Genomic DNA, 21,537 nt, shown 5'->3' with positions numbered 1-21,537 from the left:
TATTATTATCCCTGTTGCCACGCTACTGCATCATGCAATAGAGATTCCTGGCATTAATATAGGGAAGCGCTTAACCAGCCATCGTCAGGTTAACCCCATGCCAAGTGTTAGTGCTGAATAATCACACGACTCGCTACAGTGCCGCTAACTCGGTTAGCGGCCAACGCGGCTTAGCTTGAATCACCGCCGCTTCACTCGCGCCCGCCTGCAAGCGCAACGCACCCGCATACGCAATCATTGCCCCATTATCGGTGCAAAACGCCAATCGCGGGAAATACACTTCTGCCTGCAACTCTGCCAGTCGCGTCCGTAAACGTCGATTTGCGCCCACGCCACCCGCCACCACCAGCCGCTTGCGCCCAGCTTGTTCCAAGGCTCGACGGCACTTGATGAACAGGGTATCTACCACGGCTTCTTCAAACGCCCGCGCAATATCCGCTTTATCCTGTTCTGTTTGCCCAGACTTTTGCCAGGTGGTCAGTGAAAACGTCTTCAAGCCGCTGAAACTGAAATCACACCCCGGTCGATCCACCATCGGGCGTGGAAATTTGTAAATCCCCTCACGCCCCTGTTCCGCCAGCTTCGCCAGCAACGGCCCCCCCGGATAATCCAATCCCATCAGTTTAGCCGTCTTGTCAAACGCCTCACCCGCCGCATCATCCACGCTTTCGCCCAGAATGTGGTATTCGCCAATGCGCGGCACATCCACCAACATGGTATGCCCACCCGACACCAGCAACGCCACAAACGGCAATTCCGGCGGATTTTCTTCCAACATTGGCGCAAGCAAATGCCCCTCCATGTGATGCACCCCCACGGCAGGAACATTCAAGCCCCACGCCATCGACCGTGCAATCGAAGCCCCGGTCAGCAATGCCCCGATCAGCCCCGGCCCTGCGGTGTAGGCAATGCCATCAATATCCGTCATCGTCATGCCCGCATCCACCAACGCCTCGCGCAGTAACGGCAACACGCGACGAATATGATCCCGCGAGGCCAATTCCGGCACGACACCGCCGTATTCAGCGTGCATCGCAATCTGGCTGAACAAGCGATGCGCCAACAAGCCTTTGTCGGTGTCATACAATGCCACGCCGGTTTCATCACAAGAGCTTTCAATTCCAAGTACGCGCATGAGGGTCTTCTGGGGTTAAACAAGATGAACGGCAGTATATATGCTAAAGTTGCACGATGACAAAACAAGGTATTGGAAACATGCGATTCTTCCGGATGCCCTTGCTGGCACTCGTGCTGTTGGCACAGACTCCTACGGTATGGGCAAAAGATCGGCTGATTTTACTCGCCGGACAATCCAACATGATGGGACGTGGCAAAGTCAGCGAACTCCCCGCCACTTACAAAACCACCCCCGCCAATGTGAAATATTTCTACCAAGGGCGCGAACACCCGCTGGCAAAATTCGCGTGGTTTGGCCCCGAAGTCAGCTTTGCGCACGAAGTTGCCCGCGCTTTTCCCAACGACACGATTATTCTCGTCAAGCAAGCTGCGTCGGGCAGTCTGATCCAGCAATGGCAACCGGGGCAGGCGCTTTACAAAGGCTTGCTGCGCCAAGTTGGTTTTGCCACTCCCAAAGACACGACCTTGCAAGCAGACGCAATTCTGTGGATGCAGGGTGAAAGTGATGCGCAAGAATCTCTCGGTGTTGCCCAACAATATGGCAAACGCTTGGCAACACTGGTGACACAATTGCGCACGGATTTGGTTTCTCCCAACAGTTTGTTCATTTACGGGCAAATTAATCTGGAACACGAGCAACATGCCAAATCCATCGCATCAGTACGCAATCAGCAACAAGCCGCGCAACGTTCGCTAGCCCACGCTCTGATGGTTTCTACCGACGGGCTGGGCAAGCAGGATGACGGCATCCACTACAACGCACAAGGACAAATGGAATTAGGCAAACGCTTCGCAAAAGCCTACATTCAACAGATGAAGTAGCGCATGAAATAATGGTATTCACGCGCATTTTCACCTACGATTGTGCGCCACAACAAAAACAGTCTCCGCCCGCAGTACCGTAACCACCAAGGGAGTAGAGCCATGACCATTATTAAGCAAGACGACGTAATCGCCAGTGTGGCGGATGCGTTGCAATTCATTTCGTATTACCACCCCATCGACTTCATCGAAGCGATGCACAAGGCGTGGGAACGTGAAGAATCACCAGCGGCGAAGGATTCTATTGCGCAAATCCTCGTCAATTCGCGCATGTGTGCCGAAGGCCACCGCCCGATTTGCCAAGATACCGGCATCGTCACCGTATTCGTCAAAGTTGGTATGAACGTGCAGTGGGAAGGTGAGATGAGCCTCTCCGACATGATCAACGAAGGCGTGCGCCGTGCGTACTTGAACCCTGATAACGTATTGCGTGCCTCCATCCTCGCCGACCCTGCGGGTGCGCGGAAAAACACCAAAGATAATACGCCAGCGGTGATTCATTACGAAATCGTCCCCGGTGACACCGTGTCGTTTGACGTGGCAGCCAAAGGCGGCGGTTCTGAAAACAAATCTAAAATGGTTATGCTTAACCCCTCTGACAGCATTGTGGATTGGGTGTTGAAAACCGTGCCAGAAATGGGAGCAGGGTGGTGTCCGCCGGGAATGCTCGGCATTGGCATTGGCGGCACGGCTGAAAAAGCCGCTGTATTGGCAAAAGAAGTGCTGATGGAACCCATTGACATTCAGGAACTGCAAGCCCGTGGTGCACAAAACCGCGTCGAAGAATTGCGTCTGGAACTCTACGAAAAGGTCAATCAACTCGGTATTGGCGCACAAGGTTTGGGCGGCTTGACCACCGTGCTGGATGTCAAAATCAAAGACTACCCGACGCACGCTGCATCTTTGCCCGTGTGCATGATCCCCAACTGTGCAGCGACGCGCCACACCCATTTCGTGCTGGACGGTTCGGGCGCAGCTTTGCAAACCCCTCCTGATCTTTCCAATTGGCCGCAAATCTCGTTGGCAAGCGGCGCACAAGCCACCCGCGTCAACCTCGACACCATCCCCCCCGAACAAGTGCGTAACCTGAAACCGGGCGAAACCGTCTTGCTGTCGGGCAAAATGCTCACGGGGCGTGACGCGGCACACAAGCGCATGATCGACATGCTCAACAAAGGCGAACAACTGCCGGTCGATCTGAAAGGGCGCTTCATTTACTATGTTGGCCCGGTTGATCCAGTACGTGATGAAGTGGTTGGCCCTGCTGGTCCCACCACGTCTACCCGTATGGATAAATTTACCCGCCAAATCCTGCAACAAACGGGTTTGCTGGGCATGATCGGCAAATCCGAACGCGGGCCAATTGCGATTGACGCGATCAAGGAATTCGGCGCGGTTTACCTGATGGCAGTCGGTGGGGCGGCGTATTTGGTATCCAAAGCGATTACGGGCGCAAAAGTGCTGGCGTTCCCCGAACTGGGCATGGAAGCCATTTATGAGTTCGAGGTCAAGGATATGCCAGTCACCGTTGCTGTCGATAGCAATGGTGAGTCGGTGCATACCACCGGCCCTGCACAATGGAAAAAGATTATTGATGCACGTTTAGCACACTAATTGTCACAGACTGGCGCAACGGCTGATCAATGCGCCAAAATCTTCGCCAAAAACGCCTGCGTGCGCTCGTTGCGCGGGCGGTTGAAGAAATCGTGCGGGTTGTTTTCTTCGACAATCTGCCCCGCATCCATGAAAATCACGCGATCGGCTACCGATTTGGCAAAGCCCATTTCGTGGGTAACGCACAGCATGGTAATGCCCTGTTCGGCGAGTTCGGTCATCACATCCAGCACTTCCTTGATCATTTCAGGGTCAAGCGCGGAAGTGGGTTCGTCGAACAGCAATACTTGCGGGGTGAGGCACAAGGTACGTGCAATCGCGACGCGCTGCTGCTGACCGCCAGAGAGTTGCAGCGGGTATTTGTGCGCTTGTTCGGCAATTTGTACGCGCTGTAGTTGCGCCATTGCCCGCTCTTCCGCCTCGGCTTTGGAAAGTTTGTTGACCTGAATCGGCGCAAGCGTGAGGTTTTCCAACACGGTCAAGTGCGGGAACAGGTTGAATTGCTGGAATACCATGCCGACTTTGCGGCGGACTTCATGCAGCACTTTCACGTCATCGCTGAGTTCCAGACCATCCACGATCAGCTTGCCTTGCTGGTGGCTTTCCAGCCGGTTGATGCAACGGATCAGGGTGGATTTGCCGGAGCCGGAAGGGCCGCAAATGACAATACGTTCGCCCCGGCGTACCTGCAAGTCGATGTCGCGCAGCACGTGGAACTGGTTGCCGTACCATTTGTTGACTTTGGCGAATTCGATCATGTAATCAGACATATTCACACTGCTCCATCACAGGGATTTTTCTTGGGTTGCGAAACGCGCCACCAATCCGGTAACGGACGTATTCAACAGGATTTTATCGTGCGGAATCAAGACATACTGCCAACGTTTGCCGCCGGTTTGGGCAGCATGTTCATTCGCATAATAACACCAGCGTTGCGCCGCTTTTTGCTTGGCTTGTACGGTGACGCTATCCATTTCATCCGCGCGTTTGGGTTCCATTAACAGGCAAACGTTATTGGTTTCCACCACAAAATCCGGTTCGTACCAGTTGCCATTCTGGTACTCGATTTTGAACTTGCCGGAGGCAGGTTTCATCCATTTCAACACGCTGTCATCGTCTTCCAGCACCTTTGCCAGTGCCAATTCGCCATCCACCGAGTCGAATTTCTGGTAAGGGTAGCAACAGCGTTTGAAGCCCGTAAACAGCATTTTTCACTGCCTGCTTGTTGGGCAATGGAGCGCGGAAATCGCGCGGTTGTTCACCTGCCGCCATTTGGTTGGTTTGGGGGTGGCAACACATCAAAGCCTTGGGTGACTTTTCCCTGATAATCGGTGGGGCTTGACCATTGGTGTTGCTGCATCTGCACCCACACGAAATTGCGCAGCGGTTGCACTGCCTCATCATCCGGCAACACATTAATATTGAAGCTGTAATCGTCCTGATCCCATTCACATTTGTGTATACCTTACAGCGTCAAGACCTGAACATTTTTAAAGGTTTGAAAATTTGTTGTCATCAACTGGGTCAGTTCTTTCTTGTGATCGGTATCCAGCTTGTCGAGACAGTTGGTGATGGCCGCCTTGAAAGCGGGAAACTTATCATAGTATTTCGAGTACAAGCATTTTTTCTTGACGAACTTCCACAACCGTTCAATCAGATTGAGGTTGGGTGAATAGGTCGGTAAAAATAATAGTTCAATATTGAGCCTTTTCGCACAGGCAAACACGGCTTCACAGCGTTGATACTTGGCATTATCCAAGACCAAAGTGATCGGTATTTTGAGTGCTAACGCTGCAATTTTTTCCAATAATTCACACACGCTGTTAGCGTTGATATAGGAGTCGTTAGTGATCGTGATGAGTTGTAGCGTTATCGCATTGAGTGCGCCCAATACGTTGTAGCGTTGTCGACCACAGGGGGCTTTGATGAATACGCGGGAAAATGACCACAAAAACCCCAGAAACGGTGCTAACACGAAGTGGGCGGCATCGACAAAAAAAGGGCGCGTTTGCCCTCCTTAGCCTCCTGAATGCGCGGTTTTAGTTCATTTTCCAGGAACTTTTCTTGTGCTTCCACATCAGCTTTGGCGGGTATCATCCCCACTTTATGGATGTCCATCCCTATTTTCTTCATAAAGACACGTACCCTGTCCTCACTGCGTTTGATGCCTGTCAGCTCCTCAATCTTAGCGGCTGCCGCCTTGCTGGTTGCGGGGGGATATTCACGAAAATAGGCTTCAATCTTGTCTTTATATGCCATCAAATCACTCTGTGGTTTATTGAATCGTATTTCTTTAAGAGCTTCTAAACCGTTAGGTTGTAGGTAGGCGTTTAGGTAGGCAAGCAGCGTGGCTTCTGTAATCCTTTCCAATCGTTTGATTTCCTTATGCGTCAACTGTTGGGATTTCAGGTACAGCACGGACATTTTCTTACGGACTCTGGGATGAGGATGGCGCTCCTTCCAGTAGAACAGCTCCGCTATCTCATCCTCAGTGAAAGTGATTTTTAATGTCATACATTACTCATGGCTGCTTTTGTTACCAGTCATCTAACCATATTTCCCTGATCAAAAAAACTATTTTATGGCACGGACTGGTATAGCACGGCTTGCGGGATTTTTTTCAGGTTGAGGTTGGGGAATTCGTTGTTTTCCGCGATGAATCCTTTGGAGCAAATCAGCAAGGTGCGCTCATCGCCGACTTCGCTGCTGATGAGTTTGAGTTGTTCGCGGCTGAGCGTTCCGGTGGTGATGTAGATGTAGTTGTTTTCGCTGGAATAGCCGTGTTGCCAGAATACGTCTTGGCTGGGGGCATAGGTGTATGCCATGTGTTTGCACATTGCTTCTGCCAGCATTTCGGCGTTGTATGCGGGGTTGATGACCCAGTTGCCCCACGCATCCTTTTTCAACAGCGATGCCGCCAGATGGTAGAAGCGGAATCTGCCGCCGCCAGCCCAGTTCACCGCTTTGCTGATGCCGCCTTGGTCGTCGCCGTCGATGACTTTTTTCAGGCGCGGCACGATATGGGTTTTGCAATGCTCGCCCAGTTCCACCATGATCCAGCGCCGCCCCATCTTGTGCGCCACCGCCCCCGTCGTGCCACTCCCCGCAAACGAATCCAGCACCAAATCCCCCGCATTCGTCGCAATTTCAATTATACGCTGCATTAATCCTTCTGGTTTTGGAGTTTCAAAAGCTGCTTTTTCACCAAAGATCAATTCTATTTCTCGTGCGGCATGTTGATTCAAACCAACATCGTCCCATATGGTCGGAGCAGACATTCCCTGTTTTGCTTCTGCCTTAAAAAGTTTTCGCATGGGTGTTCCTGATTTGCCATTTTTTCCCCAATAGAAGCGACGGTTCGCTACCATTTCTAGCATTTCTAGCATTTTTCACCTTTCCGGCGTATTGCTGTTCGAGGGCTTTGAGCGCCAGCAGGTTGTCGCCGTGGATGAGGAGGTTGTCGTCGAAGGGTTGCGCCTTATCCCCCATCCCCAGCCCTTCCCCCGCAAGGGGTGAAGGGAGCAAAGACAGTAGGTCGGGTTGTTCTTGTTCCCTCACCCCTTGCGGGGGAGGGTTGGGGTGGGGGGATTCTTTGCACAGTAGGACAAGTCGCGGTCTTCCAACAGGATGCGGGGTTCGAGGCGCGGGCGTTTTTCCTTGCCGATCCAGGTTAGTTCGAGTTTTTGTTTTTTGGTCATGAAAACCCTTTCAATCCTTATTCATCATCAAACTGTGCCACCAGCCCGTTCATTTCCCGACTGGCTGCATAAATCGTTAGCTTCAGTTCCACATTTTCGTGGTTTTCGTACAGCGGGCGGCGTGTAGACAAGCGTTCGCTGGCATTGAGGATGGTCGGCACACCTTCACCCCGCCGTTCAATCATGTTCTGCCGTTTACTCACAGGATCAGCCGGGAAGTAACGGCTCAACAGGTTAACTAGCGTTTCATTGCGGGTAATGCTGTTGGCATCCATCGTATCCACTGTCAAGCTATTGGGCAAACCACCCGGTGCGCCCAGTTCCAGCCGATCATTGAACAGGTGCAGGCGGATTCGCGCCCCGTACACCGAATAATCCCGATGCGCCACCGCATTCACAATCGCCTCGTACACTGCGCCCAAATCGTACTGTGGAATATCAATCCTGCCGGGGCGTTTCACCGCTTCCACCCGCATATTGCGCTTGACGAAGTTGAAAGCACACTGGATTTGCTGGTCAATCGAACCCTCACAATCCTGAGCATCCACCTGATACTCCGCATTGCGCTCCTTACCGTTATAGGCCACGCACTGTACCACGGCAGAAGACAGAAAATCAGCAGGCCGTGCCGTCAACAACAACACGCCGGAAACGGTCAGGCAAAGCTGTTTGTTTTCATCTTCTGCTATCAAATAGAGCTTTTTAAGCTGCATGATCGAAGGCAATTCACCCCGCAGAAAACGCTCCTTCAAGACCGGATCAATCGCATCCACCCCAGCCTGAGGCACAATCTGCTCATCAAAACGGATCAACCTCGCCATGCTTCGCTGCTGAAACATCCGCGCCAGCAAATCAGGTGGCATTTGCCGTTTACTCGAACCCATCCGCTGAAAATAACCGCCGTGGCTACGATGCACAAACAAGCTCTTGCTGATACGCACCCACATGACGGGTTTCTGCTCGCCCTGACGGTTGGGGACTTCCAGCACCCGGATTTCCAGTGGCAGCGGCGGGTCAATCAACTGGCTATTGATATTGCCCAGCCACTTGTCCACCTCATCCAGTAATTCACGCGGAATGCCGACCACCTCACGAGTTTTATCCTCAATTCCCAGCACCACTACTCCGCCGCTGGCATTGGCAAACGCTGCCAGTTCATCCGCCATGCTATGACGGTGCGGATCGTTGACCTTGCCGTCCTTGAAAAACAGTTGTTTGAATTCGTAGGCAGAATCTTCATTCAAGCGAATCTGGTACAACAGTTCACGCGCCAGCTCTGTGGTGGAAATCATAGGTTCTCCTTGAGTATCCAGCGGACAGTAAACAAACGTTCCCGTGAGACACTCAGCTCCAGCATGGCTGCCGCCTCATCCAGCAAACGGTCTTCTTCCGCTTCGATTTTTTTCTTCTCTTCGTGGTAAGTCAGCACCAGATCATCCCGTTCTTTTTCCAGACGCTTGAGTTCGCGTTTGGCATTAATCTTTTCCTGCAAGGTCGGTAATTGCCGTGCCGCTTTGCGGGCATCGCGGATTTCTACATCCAGTTGTTTGTTGCGGATGTCGAGTGCTACCTTCCGGTCTTCCGCCCAGCGTTCCAGTTTATCGTTCTCTTCTTCGTAATAACGGGCGTTGTCTTCCTCAGCCTGTTGATAGTGGGTATCAGCATTTTCCGCCAATTTCGCCAGCAAACGTTCTTCATACTGAAAAGCGAAGTTCCCAGACACAACCTGCCCCGGAACCTGTAGCAACCGCACCGCAGTGTTTGATGGCAACACCTCTCCCTGATCCTTACAAGCCACAACCAACAGATGCTCTAGCCTCTGATTTTTGCTGCTAATAGTCAGCTTATCTACCACCAGCTCACCTGACTGCCCCAACAATCCCCTTACATCGACGAACTGTCCACCATCCAGTGCAGCATAATCCAGTTCCAGCACAGCATTATTCAGAGGGCGATGTTTGGCTTTCTCAATTAATGTTGCTCCCAAGCCTTCGTGTGGACGGAAAAATTGCGCATCGGTCGCTTCCGCTTCCTGCCAACGCACATCAAACCATTGCCCATCCAGCCGAAAACGCTGTTGGTGAAACATCGCTTCGGGTAGTTCAGCCTGTGCCAAGCGCAGCAGCATCCGTTGGTAGTCATTGAGTTGGGATACCGTATTTTCCCTGCGCATATTCAGCCGCTTAACCACATCCACATCGAAACTGTCGAGTACGGAACGACTGGCATCCTGCATCCGGTTTTCCAGTTGCTGCTTGAGTTCGTCTTGCAAGGCATTGAATTCGTCCTCAATCTGCGCATCATCGCGGCATTTCTGGTAAATGTCGTGAATACGCCGCTCAATATCCACCCCGGATTCAATCGAACCCAGAATTTCATCCGATGCGCCAAACACTCCCTCGAACAACTGGAATTTTTCACTCAACAGCTCAAATACGCGCTCATCGGCACGGTTGCCCTTGTTGATGAAATTAACCACCACCACATCATGCTTCTGCCCATAACGGTGAACACGCCCGATACGCTGTTCCACCCGCTGCGGATTCCACGGCAAGTCATAATTGATCAGAATGGAGCAAAATTGCAGGTTGATCCCTTCCGCCCCCGCCTCGGTACAAATCATCAACGTGGCATCTTCACGGAATTTATCCACCAATGCCGCTTTCATATCCGCACTTTTTGAGCCGGAAATACGGCTTGAACCCTTATGTTTCTGAAGCCATTCCCGATAAATGCGCCCGGATGAACTGTCTGCATTACTACCATTGAGCATGACGATTTGCTCAGCGTAACCATTCCGCCCCAACAAACCAGCCAGCCACGTTTGGGTACGCACCGACTCAGTGAAAATAACCGCCTTGTGCGCCCCACCCAAACGTTCATTCAGCTCAAAGGCTTTACCTAACACTCGCAACAGTGCATCAGCCTTGGCATTATTGCTGATATTGTTCGCCAGTTGCTTGAAGCCTTTGAGTTGATCAATTTCATCCTGCAAAGCTTCGGGGTCAATAGTATCCCCGTCATCCACACCGTCGCTGTCGGCAGTGTCATCCAATGAATCGAAATCTTCTTCCAGCCCCGCCAGCAACGGCATTTTCTTTTCCAGCCGCCCAATCATGTTTTCCAACGTGCCTTCCAGTGCATACGAGGAAGATGCCAGAATTTTGCGGATAACCAATGTAACTAAATGCCGTGCGTTGGGCTTAATAGCCAACAGATCATCGCTTTTCAGGTAAGCAGACACTTGTTCATAAAGCAGAAGCTCTTCAGCAGTTGGGCGGAAATCTTCTGTCAGGGAATAGCGCCGGGTAAAATTGATACCACCTTCTTCCTGCACCTTACGCCGCAAAGTACGGTTGACCAGTTTGCCCAAACGCTGGCGTAACCCCCGCAACTCCTCTTCTTCCAGACGTGGACGGGCATAACGTACCTTGAAAGAATTCAAATCGCCAAAAAAATACGGGTCAATGATGGAAACCAGCCCGAACAATTCCAGCAGGCTATTCTGCAAGGGAGTCGCCGACATCAGGATTTTGGGCACACCCATCAGGGTATCGCGCAAGGTTTTCGCGGTTTTAGCCCCGTCTGGCCTGTAAACATTGCGTAACTTGTGCGCTTCGTCAAACACCACCATATCCCACGGCACACGCCCCACTTCTTGGGCTTTTCTGGCAGCAAATTCATAGGAAACAATAACAATAGCCGCTTGCCCAATGGCTTCACGGTCAAAGGGGTTAGCGAGTTCCCGTTCAGCGTTGAAGTTACGGGCTTCCAAAATCACCGAAGGCAAGGCAAATTTATCCTGAAGCTCTTGGCTCCATTGTTTGCGCAGGGTAGCGGGAACAATCAGCATGAGTTTACGCTTACGCTCTGCCCATTTCTGCGCCAGTACCAGACTGGCCTCAATGGTTTTCCCCAAACCGACCTCATCCGCCAACACCACACCATTGGACAGCGGGGAACGCAAAGCAAACAAAGCCGCTTCCACCTGATGCGGGTTCATATCGACCTTGGCACTGGCAATAGTTTGGGTCAACGCCTCTTCAGCTTTGCCTTTCAGGCTGAGCCAATGGGCAAAATAGGCACTTTGGTGGGGTGAGAACATCAATGGTTATCCTGAGAAATGACGCTACAGCTAATGCCCGTAGTATATAGCAAGATACCCTAATGCACCTTCCCCCGGTTCACCTGCCGCTCGACCCACTGGCTGTAGCGTGACAGGCTGAAACAGAACACAAAATAAATCGCCGCAATAAACAAATAGCCTTCCAGCTTGTACGCCATCCAGTTCGGGTCACTATTGACGGCAAGATCCAGCGAACCCGTCAGTTCATACAAGCTCACAATCGTTACCAGCGACGTATCTTTAAACGTGGAAATGAAGTTATTCATAATCCCCGGCACGACTGTTGCCAAAGCTTGCGGCAAAATAATTTTGCGCTGCATCTGCCAGTAAGTCAGCCCCAAGGATGCAGAAGCCTCATATTGCCCACGCGGAATCGCCTGCAAACCGCCGCGAATCACTTCCGCTAAATACGCCGCCGCAAACAAAACCATCGCCACCAATACTCGCAGCAACACATCAATCGAAAAACCTTCCGGCATGAACAGCGGAAACAGAAACGATGCCATGAACAGCACCGAAATCAGTGGCACACCCCGGATCAGTTCCACATAAACCGTACACAGCGTCCTGATCACCGGCAAAGCTGACATGCGCCCCAATGCCAGCAAAATCGACAACGGAAAAGCACCCACCACCGACAACGATGCCAACAAAATGGTCAACGGCAAACCGCCCCATTGATCGGTTGTCACCACACTCAAACCGAAGACACCGCCATGCATCAGGGTAAAAAATACCGCTAACACCCCCAGCCACAACGCTGCCAACCACGGCTTCCAAAACATCCGCATACAGCTTGCCAACAACAATGCCATCAGCAACAAAGTCGCCGCGAACGGTCGCCACTGCTCCTCAAACGGGTAACGCCCGAAAATGATCACGCGGTATTTTTCCGCGACCACACCCCAACATGCGCCCGCGCCACGTGCCGCATTGCACTGCTCTGCATCGGCTACCCACACCGCATGATGGATTCCCCACCCCCACAAGTGCGAAACCGTGTAGACCAACAACATCCCCAACAGCAGCGTTACCGCACTGTTGAACGCATTGTTAAACAAATTGGCGCGTAACCATGCCATTGCCTAACGCTCCTTGATCGCCGCGTGGCGATTGTAAGCATTCATGAATACGGATGTGAGCAACGAAAGCGTCAAGTAAACTGCCATAATCACCGCGATACACTCCACCGCCCTCCCCGTCTGATTAATCGACGTATTCGCAATCGACACCAATTCAGGGTAGCCCACTGCCACTGCCAACGAAGAGTTTTTGGTCAGATTCAAATATTGGTTAGTCAACGGCGGAATAATCACCCGCAAGGCTTGCGGCAACTGAATCAAACGCATGGTTTGTCCCCGGCTCAAACCTAACGCCATTGCCGCCTCATGCTGCCCGCGCGGCACAGAAGCAATGCCACTGCGCACAATTTCTGCAATATAAGACGCAGTGTAAATCGTCAGCCCCAACAATAGCGCCAGAAATTCCGGTGAAACATTAATGCCACCTTTAATGCCAAATCCAGCTTTGACCGGCATATCCCCAAACCAAGGCAAGGTTAAGCCTGCTTTGGTGAGAAACATACCGAGAAAGGGTTCCGCTTCCCGCGCAGTCGGCAAAAACGCCACCAACACCAGATACCACATCAGCAATTGCAACAGCAGCGGCACATTGCGGAAGATTTCTACATACGTCAGGCACAAGCCACGAATCAGGATATTCTGGGAAAAGCGCCCTACCCCCAACAATACGCCAAGAATAGTGGTGAGAATAATGCCGATGAGTGCAACTTTCAGGGTATTACCCAGTCCAGTGAGGAAAGCTCTCCAATAAGGTTGCGTCGACTCAAACCCAAACAAGCTTTCGCTAATGTCAAATCCGGCCGGTTGCGCGAGGAAACCGAAGCCGCTTTGGATACCACGGGTACGCATATTTTCCAGCGTATTGTCGGCAAGGATGGCGATACACAACGCCACTAGCAGCAACGCGGCAATCTGGTAGAGCCAGCCGCGTATTTTTTGGTTGCGCCAGAAACTCATTAACACGTTTAACGAATCGGTGGCGCGTACAAAATCCCGCCCTGATTCCACAGCTTATTCAAGCCGCGCTCCAGTTTCAGCGAGGAATCTTTACCAACATTGCGCTCAAAAATTTCGCCGTAATTGCCTGTCGCTTTCAAGGCACGATATGCCCATTCCTTATCCAAGCCCAGCAACGTGCCCATGTCTTCCGCTGTACCCAGAATACGCTGGATATTGGGGTCATCGCTGGTTTTCTTTTCATCCAAATTCACTTGGGTAAGCCCGTATTCTTCGCCTTCGATCAGCGCATTCAACACCCACTTGCTGATGGCAAAGAACTCATCATCACCACGCCGCACCAACGGTCCAAGGGGTTCTTTGGAAATAATTTCCGGCAGAATCATATGTTCATCGGGATTTTTCGCAATAGTCCGTTCCGCCGCCAAACCCGACGCATCCGTGGTATACGCTTCGCAACGCCCGCTATGGTAAGCACCTGTTGCCGCTTCGTTCTTTTCAAACACCAGCGGTTTAATGTCCAACTTGTTGGCGCGGGCAAAATCGGTCAGGTTCTTTTCAGTCGTCGTGCCGGACTGAACGCAAACAGTTGCCCCGTCAAGTTCCTTGGCACTGGCAACTTTCAGCTCTTTTTTCACCATGAAGCCTTGCCCGTCGTAATAGATCGTACCGACAAAGTTTGCCCCCAGCGACGCATCGCGGGTCAATGTCCAAGTCGTATTGCGTGACAAAATATCAACTTCACCGGATTGCAAGGCAGTGAAACGCTGCTGTGCGTTCAAAGGCACGTATTTCACCTTGCTGGCATCGCCCAACACTGCTGCTGCCAGTGCTTTGCAATAATCCACGTCCATCCCGCTCCACTTGCCTTCGCTATCGGCTGCGGAAAAACCCGCCAGTGCCACGTTCACACCGCACACCAATTGATCGCGAGACTTAATGGTATCCAAGGTTTTGCCCGCCTGAGCAGGCAAACTGAGCATGACTACCGTACACAGGGTAACGCCCGCCAAAGCACGCGCAAGAGTAGTTGTTATCATCGGTGTTCCTCTTTTAATAAAATTTGCCGCGCAAGAATAGCAACGGAACACCCAACAGTATAAACATCAATGGAATAATCAGCCAATTGCCAACCCGCACATAAGGGGTTGCCCCTTGCATCGGGGTAGCATACCCACTGATCACGGTAGCAATGCGCGGCTCAGCCGTGGCGGTCACTTTGCCCTTTTCATCAATAATCGCGCTAACCCCGTTATTGGTAGCCCGCAACAAATAACGCCCGGTTTCCAACGCCCGCATCCGTGCAATTTCAGCGTGTTGCGCTGGTTCAATTGAGCCTGTGAACCAGCCGTCATTGCTGACATTCACCAGCATGGTCGCTTGTGGCAATCCAGCAATCATTTCTTCGGCATACGCATCTTCGTAACACACCGACATGCGCATCGGTTGACCTGCCACCATCAGGGTATTCGTGCCCCCCCAAGCTGTCACATTGTCATACGGCAATTTGATAATATGTTCCAAGAAACGTAAGTATTTTAATAAAGGAATGTATTCGCTGAACGGTACTAAATGCTGCTTGGCATACACATGCTCGCCGGTATTGATAGACGTTTCCACATCACGCTCACTACCCACCGCCATCACCGCGTTATACACGGCCTCGGTATCACGATTCACATGAAAACCACCGACCAATAAATCAGCTTTCGCCTCACGCGCCCACTCTTGTAACGGCAACATCACATCCAAAGATTGCGGGAAAAAATCGGCAAGCGCGGTTTCCGGCCAAATCACTAGATGCGAGGCTTCGACATTCGGGTACTTATCCCCATCCATCAAATCCAGATAAGCTTGGATATTGTCATTGCGGAATTCGCGTGACCACTTGGTTAACTGATCAACATTGCCTTGCAACATACTGACGTATAAAGGTTCTCCTGCGGGTTCTGTCCAACGCACCTGCCCCAAGCCAAACCCACCGACTGCCGTCACCAACGCTAATACCGCAGCAATAACGCGTTCGCGTTGAGTTCCCAGCACCAGTAAAACCAATGCGCCCGCGCCCAAAGCGACCAGCCAACTGACGCCTAACACACCTGTGATCGGTGCGTAATGTGCCAACCAGGTATCAATCTGACTGCTACCTAATTGCAACCAGGGAAACCCTGTTAAAAACCAACCGCGAAACCATTCGGTCAACACCCAAATCGCCGGGAATGCCACCAGTAAACGCACTGCTTGCGGTAAATGCGTGGTATACGCCGCCAACCAGCCGAACACCAGCAACAACAGTGCCATGATCACCACAAAAATAGCCACCATGAAAGCGGCAATGAAGGAATTTGCCCCACCGAAAAAGTGGATACTGACATAAATCCAGTGCGCACCTCCGGCAAACATCCCCACCCCAAACACCCACGCCAACCGTAAGCGTTGCTTGGTTGGTATCGGTTTGAGATTCAGCCAGAACAATACGGCAGGCGCAAGAAATGCAAACGCCCGCCATTCGATAGGCGCGAACGCCAAAGCCATAGACAAACCTGCCAGCAACGCCAGCAGGTAGTCAAATTTCGAAAGGGAGTCACTAGAATTACGAAAAGACAGCATGATTGGAATATCCAGCACAGCAAAATGTGAGCGGATTATAACGCAGGCACTTCCTCAGAACATGAATTTTCCGTGTGGGGCAACACTTCCAGCAACAAAATACGCCGCGAATCGCTGCGCAATACCCGAAATAACCAGCCCATTAACACCACTTCCTCGCCTTGACGCGGGATTTTACCCAATTCATGGATCACAATTCCCGCAATGGTATCGAATTCCTCGGTATCGAATGCAGTTCCCACCGTCGCATTAAATTCATCAATCGGCGTCATTGCTTCGACAATGAAACGCCCGTCGTCTTGCGGCTGGATATTGGTGGAAACGTCTTCCTCATCATCGTGCTCATCGTCGATGTCACCGACAATCTGTTCCAACACGTCTTCAAACGTCACCAGCCCAGCAATGCCCGCGTATTCGTCGATGACCACCGCCATGTGGTTACGGGTTTTGCGAAATTCAGTCAGCAAGCGATTCAATCGCTGGCTTTCGGGGACAATTAAGGCGGGGCGGATAATGTCATCAATTTCAAATTCTTGTTCACGCCCGCTGTATTTGAGCAGATCTTTTGCCAGCAACACCCCCACCAAATCATCGCGGTCTTCATCCACCACGGGGTAGCGTGAATGTTCGGTTTCGGCAATGCGAGCGAGAATATCGGTGAAGTCATCTTCGTGGTAAATGAAGTTGATTTGTGAGCGTGGCACCATAATGTCGCGCACTTGAAGCGCACCAAATTCCAGCACGCCTTGCAACATTCCCACCGTTTCCCCTGGCAGGAGGTTTTTTTCGTTAGCCCGTTGTAAATCGTCCATCAAATCTTCCCGACTTTGGGAAGTAAGATCGAGTTTATTAATTAACCATTGTTTCCATCGCGGTCGAGGTCGCGAGTCACCTATGTCAGTTTTCATTGTTCCTCTGGGGGTTAGTGATAAGGGTCGGGAAAGCCGAGTTTGAGCAGCAAAGCGGTTTCTAAAGCTTCCATCTCTTCTGCTTCGGTATCCGTTATATGGTCATAACCTTGTAAATGCAACAAACCATGTATCAACAAATGCGCCCAATGTTGGGTCGCGGTTTTACCTTGTTCGGCTGCTTCACGCTCAACCACAGGCAAACAAATGACCAGATCGCCGAGGTATTCGATGTCATCGTCATCTTCTGGAATCGATGGTGCATCGTAAGGAAACGACAGTACGTTTGTCGGGTAATCTTTGTCCCGATAAGCGCGGTTGAGTGCCTGACTTTCGGCTTCATTGACGATGCGCACCACCACACCGGCTTCCGCATCCGCCGACCATGCGGCTTGCGCCCAGCGTAATAAATCCGCTTCAGCAGGAATGCTGGTGTAAGCTTCTGGGTTTTGAATATCGAGTTCCAAGCTCATGCGGAACGCTCCCGCTCAAAACCTTCATACGCTGCCACAATCTTTTGCACTAATTTGTGCCGTACCACGTCGCGCCCGCTGAACCAGTTAAAGCTGATGCCTTTAACATCTTCCAGAATTTCAGCCGCTTGGCGCAAGCCAGAGGTTTGATGGCGTGGCAAGTCAATCTGGGTAATGTCACCCGTGATCACGGCAGAAGAGCCAAACCCTAAGCGGGTCAGGAACATTTTCATCTGTTCCGTGGTGGTATTTTGCGCTTCATCCAATAAGATAAAGGCATCATTCAAGGTACGCCCGCGCATATAAGCCAACGGTGCGACTTCAATGACATTGCGCTCAATCAGTTTATTGACCTTTTCGACTCCCAGCATTTCATACAAAGCGTCATACATTGGGCGTAAATACGGGTCAATTTTTTGCGACAAATCACCGGGCAAGAAACCCAAGCGCTCCCCCGCTTCCACCGCAGGACGCACCAGCACCAAACGCCGCACTTCATCACGCTCCAACGCTTCGACCGCACACGCGACAGCCAGCCAAGTTTTACCCGTACCCGCAGGACCAATCCCAAACGTGACATCATGAGTGCGAATATTTTGGATGTACTGACTTTGCGCCAAACCTTTGGGTTTGATATAACCGCGCTTGGTGCGGATGCGCACATCATCGCCGGTATTGGCTTGTACCTTATCGAGATTGGCTTCTTGCAGGAACAGATGAATGCTTTCCGGGCTGAGAACGGTTTCAACCGTTTCACGGTAAAGGTCATGCAATAAATTAATGGTTAACTGTGTAGTCAGCGGCGTTCCGGTAATCTGGAACAAATTGCCACGGTTACTCAGTTCAACGCCGAGGCGGTGCTCTAATTGACGCAAATGCTGGTCAAATTGACCACATAAGTTCATTAAACGCTCGGTATTAGCAGGTTCCAGCTCAAACTGAACGGTGTGCCTGTCACTTTCCGTTGCAGCAGTCGTTGTAGTAGTCAAGAAGACTGAGAATTCCATAAAGGGATGATTGTGAAAGTATAGCCACAGCCCTGCTTAGGTTCAACCGTTCCGACAGATGGTAGGATAATCACAAACAATCTTGTGATATTATTTTGACCAAGTACAATGCATTAAAATAATGACGATGCACATTCGGGGGAAACAACCGTGCAAGTTACGCTAAGCTTTTTTACACATGCAACAGGTTGGCATAAGCCCTTACCTGACATTGATTCACCTCAAACCTTGGTATTGATATTCAGCCCTCCCGATAGCAAATACTACCAAGCTGCTCTTGAACAGCTACATGCTCACTATCCGCAAGCAGTGATCGCAGGCTGTTCTACCGTTGCTGGTATTTTCAATGAACATTTGCTGGATAATGCCTTGGTAGTAGGCGTTATTCGCTTTAAGACAACCCGCCTAGCCTTTGCGAGTGCTGCATTACCGCATGTAAACGATTCTTTTCAAGCAGGCCAGCAAATTGCCAATGACCTCAATTCGCCTGATCTTAAAGGAATTTTCATTCTGACCGATGGCCTGAACACTAATGGCAGTGAATTAATTCGTGGCTTGGCTTCGGTTGTTAATGAAACCAACGTTACCATTGTCGGTGGCTTAGCCAGTGACAAGATGCAATTTGTATCTACTTGGATTTTGCACCAAGGACAAGCGACCTCACTGTGTGTCTCTGGCGTTGGTTTTTATGGCAAAGAGCTGGTCTTTAACAGCTACGCCCGTGATGGCTTCAAACCTTTTGGTCCTGAACGCGTCATTACCCGTGCAGCAGGCAATACGTTGTATGAAATTGACGGTCGCCCTGCCTTACAACTTTATAAAGAATACCTTGGGGAACACGCGGACAACTTACCCGCGACCGCCTTGCACTTCCCCTTAGCGATCTGGAATCAAACCAAAGATCACTACGTGGTACGTACTGTGGTGTCAATCAATGAAGCAGATAATAGCCTAGGGTTTGTGGCCGATATTCCACAAGGTTATGGCACTCAATTGATGTACGGCAGTTTTGACAATTTGTTGGATGGTGCAGAAACAGCCTCACGCAGCTTAGCAGAACAACTACCGCCCCAAACACCCGTCTTTGCGCTGACCATCAGTTGCTCAGGACGCAAACTCGTCATGGGCGATGACGTTGACCAAGAGTTAGAAGCCACGCTCGAAAACCTTCCCGCCGGCAGTCAACAGCTTGGGTTTTACTCTTACGGTGAATTAGCCCCCACTGCACTCGGTGGGCAGTGCTGCCTGCACAACGAAACCATGACCTTAACGGTGATGTATGAAGGAAGTTAAACCCCTCCATAAGCGCTTACAAAAACAATTAAAGCGCAGCGGCCTGCTCCAGCATGGATTGCCGGACGACCAAAACAAATGGCAGAACTTTCTGCACCAAATCGACCTCTCGTACACCGGCACGAGTGACGCGCAATATTTGCTGGAACGTTCTCTGGAAGTTTCCTCACAAGAAATGCGCAAACTGTACGATGATCTCAAAGCTGAAACCGAACAACGCATCGAAGCCCTACACAAATCCGAACAAAAAACCCGCTTCATGGCGAATATGAGCCATGAATTACGCACCCCGATACACGGTATTTTGGGTTCTTTGGAAATCGTGAAAGATACGACACTCGATCCCCGCCAAAAATTATTCGTGGATACCGCGTATGCCTCCTGCGAAGTCATGCTGGATGTCATTAACAATATTCTGGATTTTTCCAAACTCAAAGCAGGCGGTATTGAGCTGGAAATCATCGAGTTTTCCCCGCGTGAATTGGTGGAAAACATCAGCGGCATTATGTCGACAATGGCGCAGGAAAAAAATCTCGAAGTTCAATGCTACATCCCCGAAAACATTCCTGAGCGCGTGAAAGGCGACCCGGCTCGCTTACGGCAAATGTTGATGAACTTGGTCGGCAATGCCGTCAAATTCACCGAACGTGGCGAAGTGTATACCGGCTTGGAATTGCTGGAAATCCGCGATGACAAAGCCGTATTACGTTTTGAAGTCCGTGATACTGGCATCGGCATTCCCTTCGCCATGCAAAAAAGTGTATTTGAATCGTTTGTGCAAGTCGATGCTTCCATCAACCGGCGTTACGGCGGCACAGGCTTGGGGTTAACCATTGTACGCGAGTTTACTGAAATGATGGGTGGTCGCCTTGGACTGGACAGTGTTCCCGGTCAGGGTACAACTTTCTGGTTTGAAATCACCTTTCCCATCACCGAAAATCATGCATTCGGCAACAATAGCCACCATTTGGAAGGTCGCCGAATTCTGGTGGTGGACGATAATGAAACCAACCGGCGTATTCTGGAAAACTACCTGCAAGCGTGGAAAGCTGAAGCTATTATCGTCAGCAATGGGCATGATGCCTTACACAAACTCGAAGAATCCATCACCCAGCAACGCCCCATTGACCTGATGCTGTTAGACTGGTTTATGCCACAAATGGACGGCATTGCGCTCGCCAAAACCATCCGCAGTGATCATCGTCACGCTCACACCCCGATTGTCATGCTCACCTCTTACGGTATTTCGCTTGAAAAACAACAACAAGCGGGCGTGCAAGCTGCCGTTACCAAACCTGTGCGTTCCATCACGTTACGGGATGTCTTGCTGGATACCTTAAGACGACATACGCTCAATCATCAGACCAAACCAACACCAGAGACCACACATCCCTTCCCGAATATCGTCTTAAAATCTATTGCATCAATCGAGCCTGCGATTTTGTTAGCAGAAGACAACCCTGTTAATGCCCTAATTGCCGTTACGATGCTGGAAAAACTCGATATTCACGTGGAGCACGTCACCACTGGCAAACTGGCACTCAAAGCCCTACGCAATCGCCCTTACCAACTCGTCTTGATGGATATTAATATGCCAGAAATGGATGGTTACACGGCTACCCGTTACATCCGCAAATGGGAAAAAGAGGGCATATTCAAGCAACATATTCCGGTGATTGCCATGACCGCCAATGCGCTCAAAGGCGACCGTGAACGCTGCCTAAAAATGGGTATGGATGATTATCTGGCAAAACCTGTCAAACAAGATGAGCTACTCAAAGTTGTCGAGCAATGGTTACAGTAAGGTCGA

General features: G+C 50.9%; 19 protein-coding genes and 1 pseudogene. 4 read left to right on the top strand and 16 right to left on the bottom strand.

The features are described from left to right. Nucleotides 1-133: 133 nt before the first annotated feature. The gene (gene tsaD / locus QJT81_08040) at nucleotides 134-1,135 is read right to left on the bottom strand and encodes a tRNA (adenosine(37)-N6)-threonylcarbamoyltransferase complex transferase subunit TsaD (protein WGZ95918.1); all 1,002 of its coding nucleotides are present in this window, start codon (nucleotides 1,133-1,135) and stop codon (nucleotides 134-136) included. Nucleotides 1,136-1,215: 80 nt separating this feature from the next. Between tsaD and QJT81_08035 the strand changes: the two genes are divergently transcribed. Both QJT81_08035 and QJT81_08030 read left to right on the top strand, forming a co-directional pair. Beyond that, entirely contained in the window at nucleotides 1,216-1,959 is a 744-nt protein-coding gene (locus tag QJT81_08035; protein ID WGZ95917.1) for a sialate O-acetylesterase, read from the top strand. Between the two features lie 102 nt (nucleotides 1,960-2,061). Continuing rightward, nucleotides 2,062-3,573 carry a fumarate hydratase gene (locus tag QJT81_08030; protein ID WGZ95916.1) on the top strand — a complete coding sequence of 504 codons (1,512 nt, stop codon included), beginning with the start codon at nucleotides 2,062-2,064 and terminating at the stop codon, nucleotides 3,571-3,573. Nucleotides 3,574-3,599: 26 nt separating this feature from the next. Here QJT81_08030 and QJT81_08025 read toward each other — a convergent pair whose 3' ends face one another. The 15 genes and pseudogenes from QJT81_08025 to QJT81_07955 form a co-directional block, all read right to left on the bottom strand. Next, nucleotides 3,600-4,331, bottom strand: coding sequence for an amino acid ABC transporter ATP-binding protein (locus QJT81_08025; GenBank protein WGZ96460.1), 732 nt, complete (start codon nucleotides 4,329-4,331; stop codon nucleotides 3,600-3,602). Between the two features lie 27 nt (nucleotides 4,332-4,358). Further along, the gene (locus QJT81_08020) at nucleotides 4,359-4,781 is read right to left on the bottom strand and encodes a hypothetical protein (protein WGZ95915.1); all 423 of its coding nucleotides are present in this window, start codon (nucleotides 4,779-4,781) and stop codon (nucleotides 4,359-4,361) included. A gap of 257 nt (nucleotides 4,782-5,038) precedes the next feature. Further along, a pseudogene (locus tag QJT81_08015) lies at nucleotides 5,039-6,087 on the bottom strand (IS630 family transposase). 65 nt (nucleotides 6,088-6,152) lie between these two features. After that, nucleotides 6,153-6,887, bottom strand: a complete 735-nt coding sequence (locus QJT81_08010) for a site-specific DNA-methyltransferase (GenBank protein ID WGZ95914.1) — start codon at nucleotides 6,885-6,887, stop codon at nucleotides 6,153-6,155. Next, the gene (locus QJT81_08005; GenBank protein ID WGZ95913.1) at nucleotides 6,871-7,098 is read right to left on the bottom strand and encodes a hypothetical protein; all 228 of its coding nucleotides are present in this window, start codon (nucleotides 7,096-7,098) and stop codon (nucleotides 6,871-6,873) included. The genes QJT81_08010 and QJT81_08005 overlap by 17 nt, the downstream gene beginning before the upstream one ends. Before the next feature lie 29 nt (nucleotides 7,099-7,127). Beyond that, nucleotides 7,128-7,271 carry a hypothetical protein gene (locus QJT81_08000; protein ID WGZ95912.1) on the bottom strand — a complete coding sequence of 48 codons (144 nt, stop codon included), beginning with the start codon at nucleotides 7,269-7,271 and terminating at the stop codon, nucleotides 7,128-7,130. 17 nt (nucleotides 7,272-7,288) lie between these two features. Then, complete coding sequence (locus tag QJT81_07995) at nucleotides 7,289-8,563, bottom strand: ATP-binding protein (protein WGZ95911.1); 1,275 nt, start codon at nucleotides 8,561-8,563, stop codon at nucleotides 7,289-7,291. Then, nucleotides 8,560-11,376, bottom strand: a complete 2,817-nt coding sequence (locus QJT81_07990) for an SNF2-related protein (protein ID WGZ95910.1) — start codon at nucleotides 11,374-11,376, stop codon at nucleotides 8,560-8,562. The genes QJT81_07995 and QJT81_07990 overlap by 4 nt, the downstream gene beginning before the upstream one ends. A gap of 59 nt (nucleotides 11,377-11,435) precedes the next feature. After that, entirely contained in the window at nucleotides 11,436-12,479 is a 1,044-nt protein-coding gene (locus QJT81_07985; GenBank protein WGZ95909.1) for an amino acid ABC transporter permease, read from the bottom strand. Nucleotides 12,480-12,482: 3 nt separating this feature from the next. Further along, a complete protein-coding gene (locus tag QJT81_07980) occupies nucleotides 12,483-13,487 on the bottom strand; it encodes an ABC transporter permease subunit (GenBank protein ID WGZ95908.1) in 1,005 nt (334 codons plus the stop codon). Continuing rightward, nucleotides 13,445-14,476 carry an amino acid ABC transporter substrate-binding protein gene (locus QJT81_07975; GenBank protein WGZ95907.1) on the bottom strand — a complete coding sequence of 344 codons (1,032 nt, stop codon included), beginning with the start codon at nucleotides 14,474-14,476 and terminating at the stop codon, nucleotides 13,445-13,447. The genes QJT81_07980 and QJT81_07975 overlap by 43 nt, the downstream gene beginning before the upstream one ends. 13 nt (nucleotides 14,477-14,489) lie before the next feature. Beyond that, the gene (gene lnt / locus QJT81_07970; protein WGZ95906.1) at nucleotides 14,490-15,971 is read right to left on the bottom strand and encodes an apolipoprotein N-acyltransferase; all 1,482 of its coding nucleotides are present in this window, start codon (nucleotides 15,969-15,971) and stop codon (nucleotides 14,490-14,492) included. A gap of 110 nt (nucleotides 15,972-16,081) precedes the next feature. Continuing rightward, nucleotides 16,082-16,858 (bottom strand): transporter associated domain-containing protein, encoded by a 777-nt coding sequence (locus QJT81_07965; GenBank protein ID WGZ95905.1) that lies wholly within the window; start codon nucleotides 16,856-16,858, stop codon nucleotides 16,082-16,084. Between the two features lie 110 nt (nucleotides 16,859-16,968). Then, nucleotides 16,969-17,427: an rRNA maturation RNase YbeY gene (gene ybeY / locus QJT81_07960; GenBank protein ID WGZ95904.1), complete on the bottom strand. Its 459-nt coding sequence runs from the start codon at nucleotides 17,425-17,427 to the stop codon at nucleotides 16,969-16,971. Further along, complete coding sequence (locus tag QJT81_07955; GenBank protein WGZ96459.1) at nucleotides 17,424-18,332, bottom strand: PhoH family protein; 909 nt, start codon at nucleotides 18,330-18,332, stop codon at nucleotides 17,424-17,426. The genes ybeY and QJT81_07955 overlap by 4 nt, the downstream gene beginning before the upstream one ends. Before the next feature lie 252 nt (nucleotides 18,333-18,584). Here QJT81_07955 and QJT81_07950 point away from each other — a divergent pair, with 252 nt between their 5' ends. Then, nucleotides 18,585-19,727 carry an FIST N-terminal domain-containing protein gene (locus QJT81_07950; protein ID WGZ95903.1) on the top strand — a complete coding sequence of 381 codons (1,143 nt, stop codon included), beginning with the start codon at nucleotides 18,585-18,587 and terminating at the stop codon, nucleotides 19,725-19,727. Next, entirely contained in the window at nucleotides 19,714-21,531 is a 1,818-nt protein-coding gene (locus QJT81_07945) for a response regulator (GenBank protein WGZ95902.1), read from the top strand. Before QJT81_07950 ends, QJT81_07945 begins: the two co-directional genes overlap by 14 nt. Nucleotides 21,532-21,537 lie beyond the last annotated feature (6 nt).

The organism is Candidatus Thiothrix putei, assembly GCA_029972225.1.
Taxonomy (GTDB): Bacteria; Pseudomonadota; Gammaproteobacteria; order Thiotrichales; family Thiotrichaceae; genus Thiothrix; species Thiothrix putei.
Note: the sequence above shows the minus strand (reverse complement) of the source record. Positions and strands in the feature narration are given on the sequence as shown.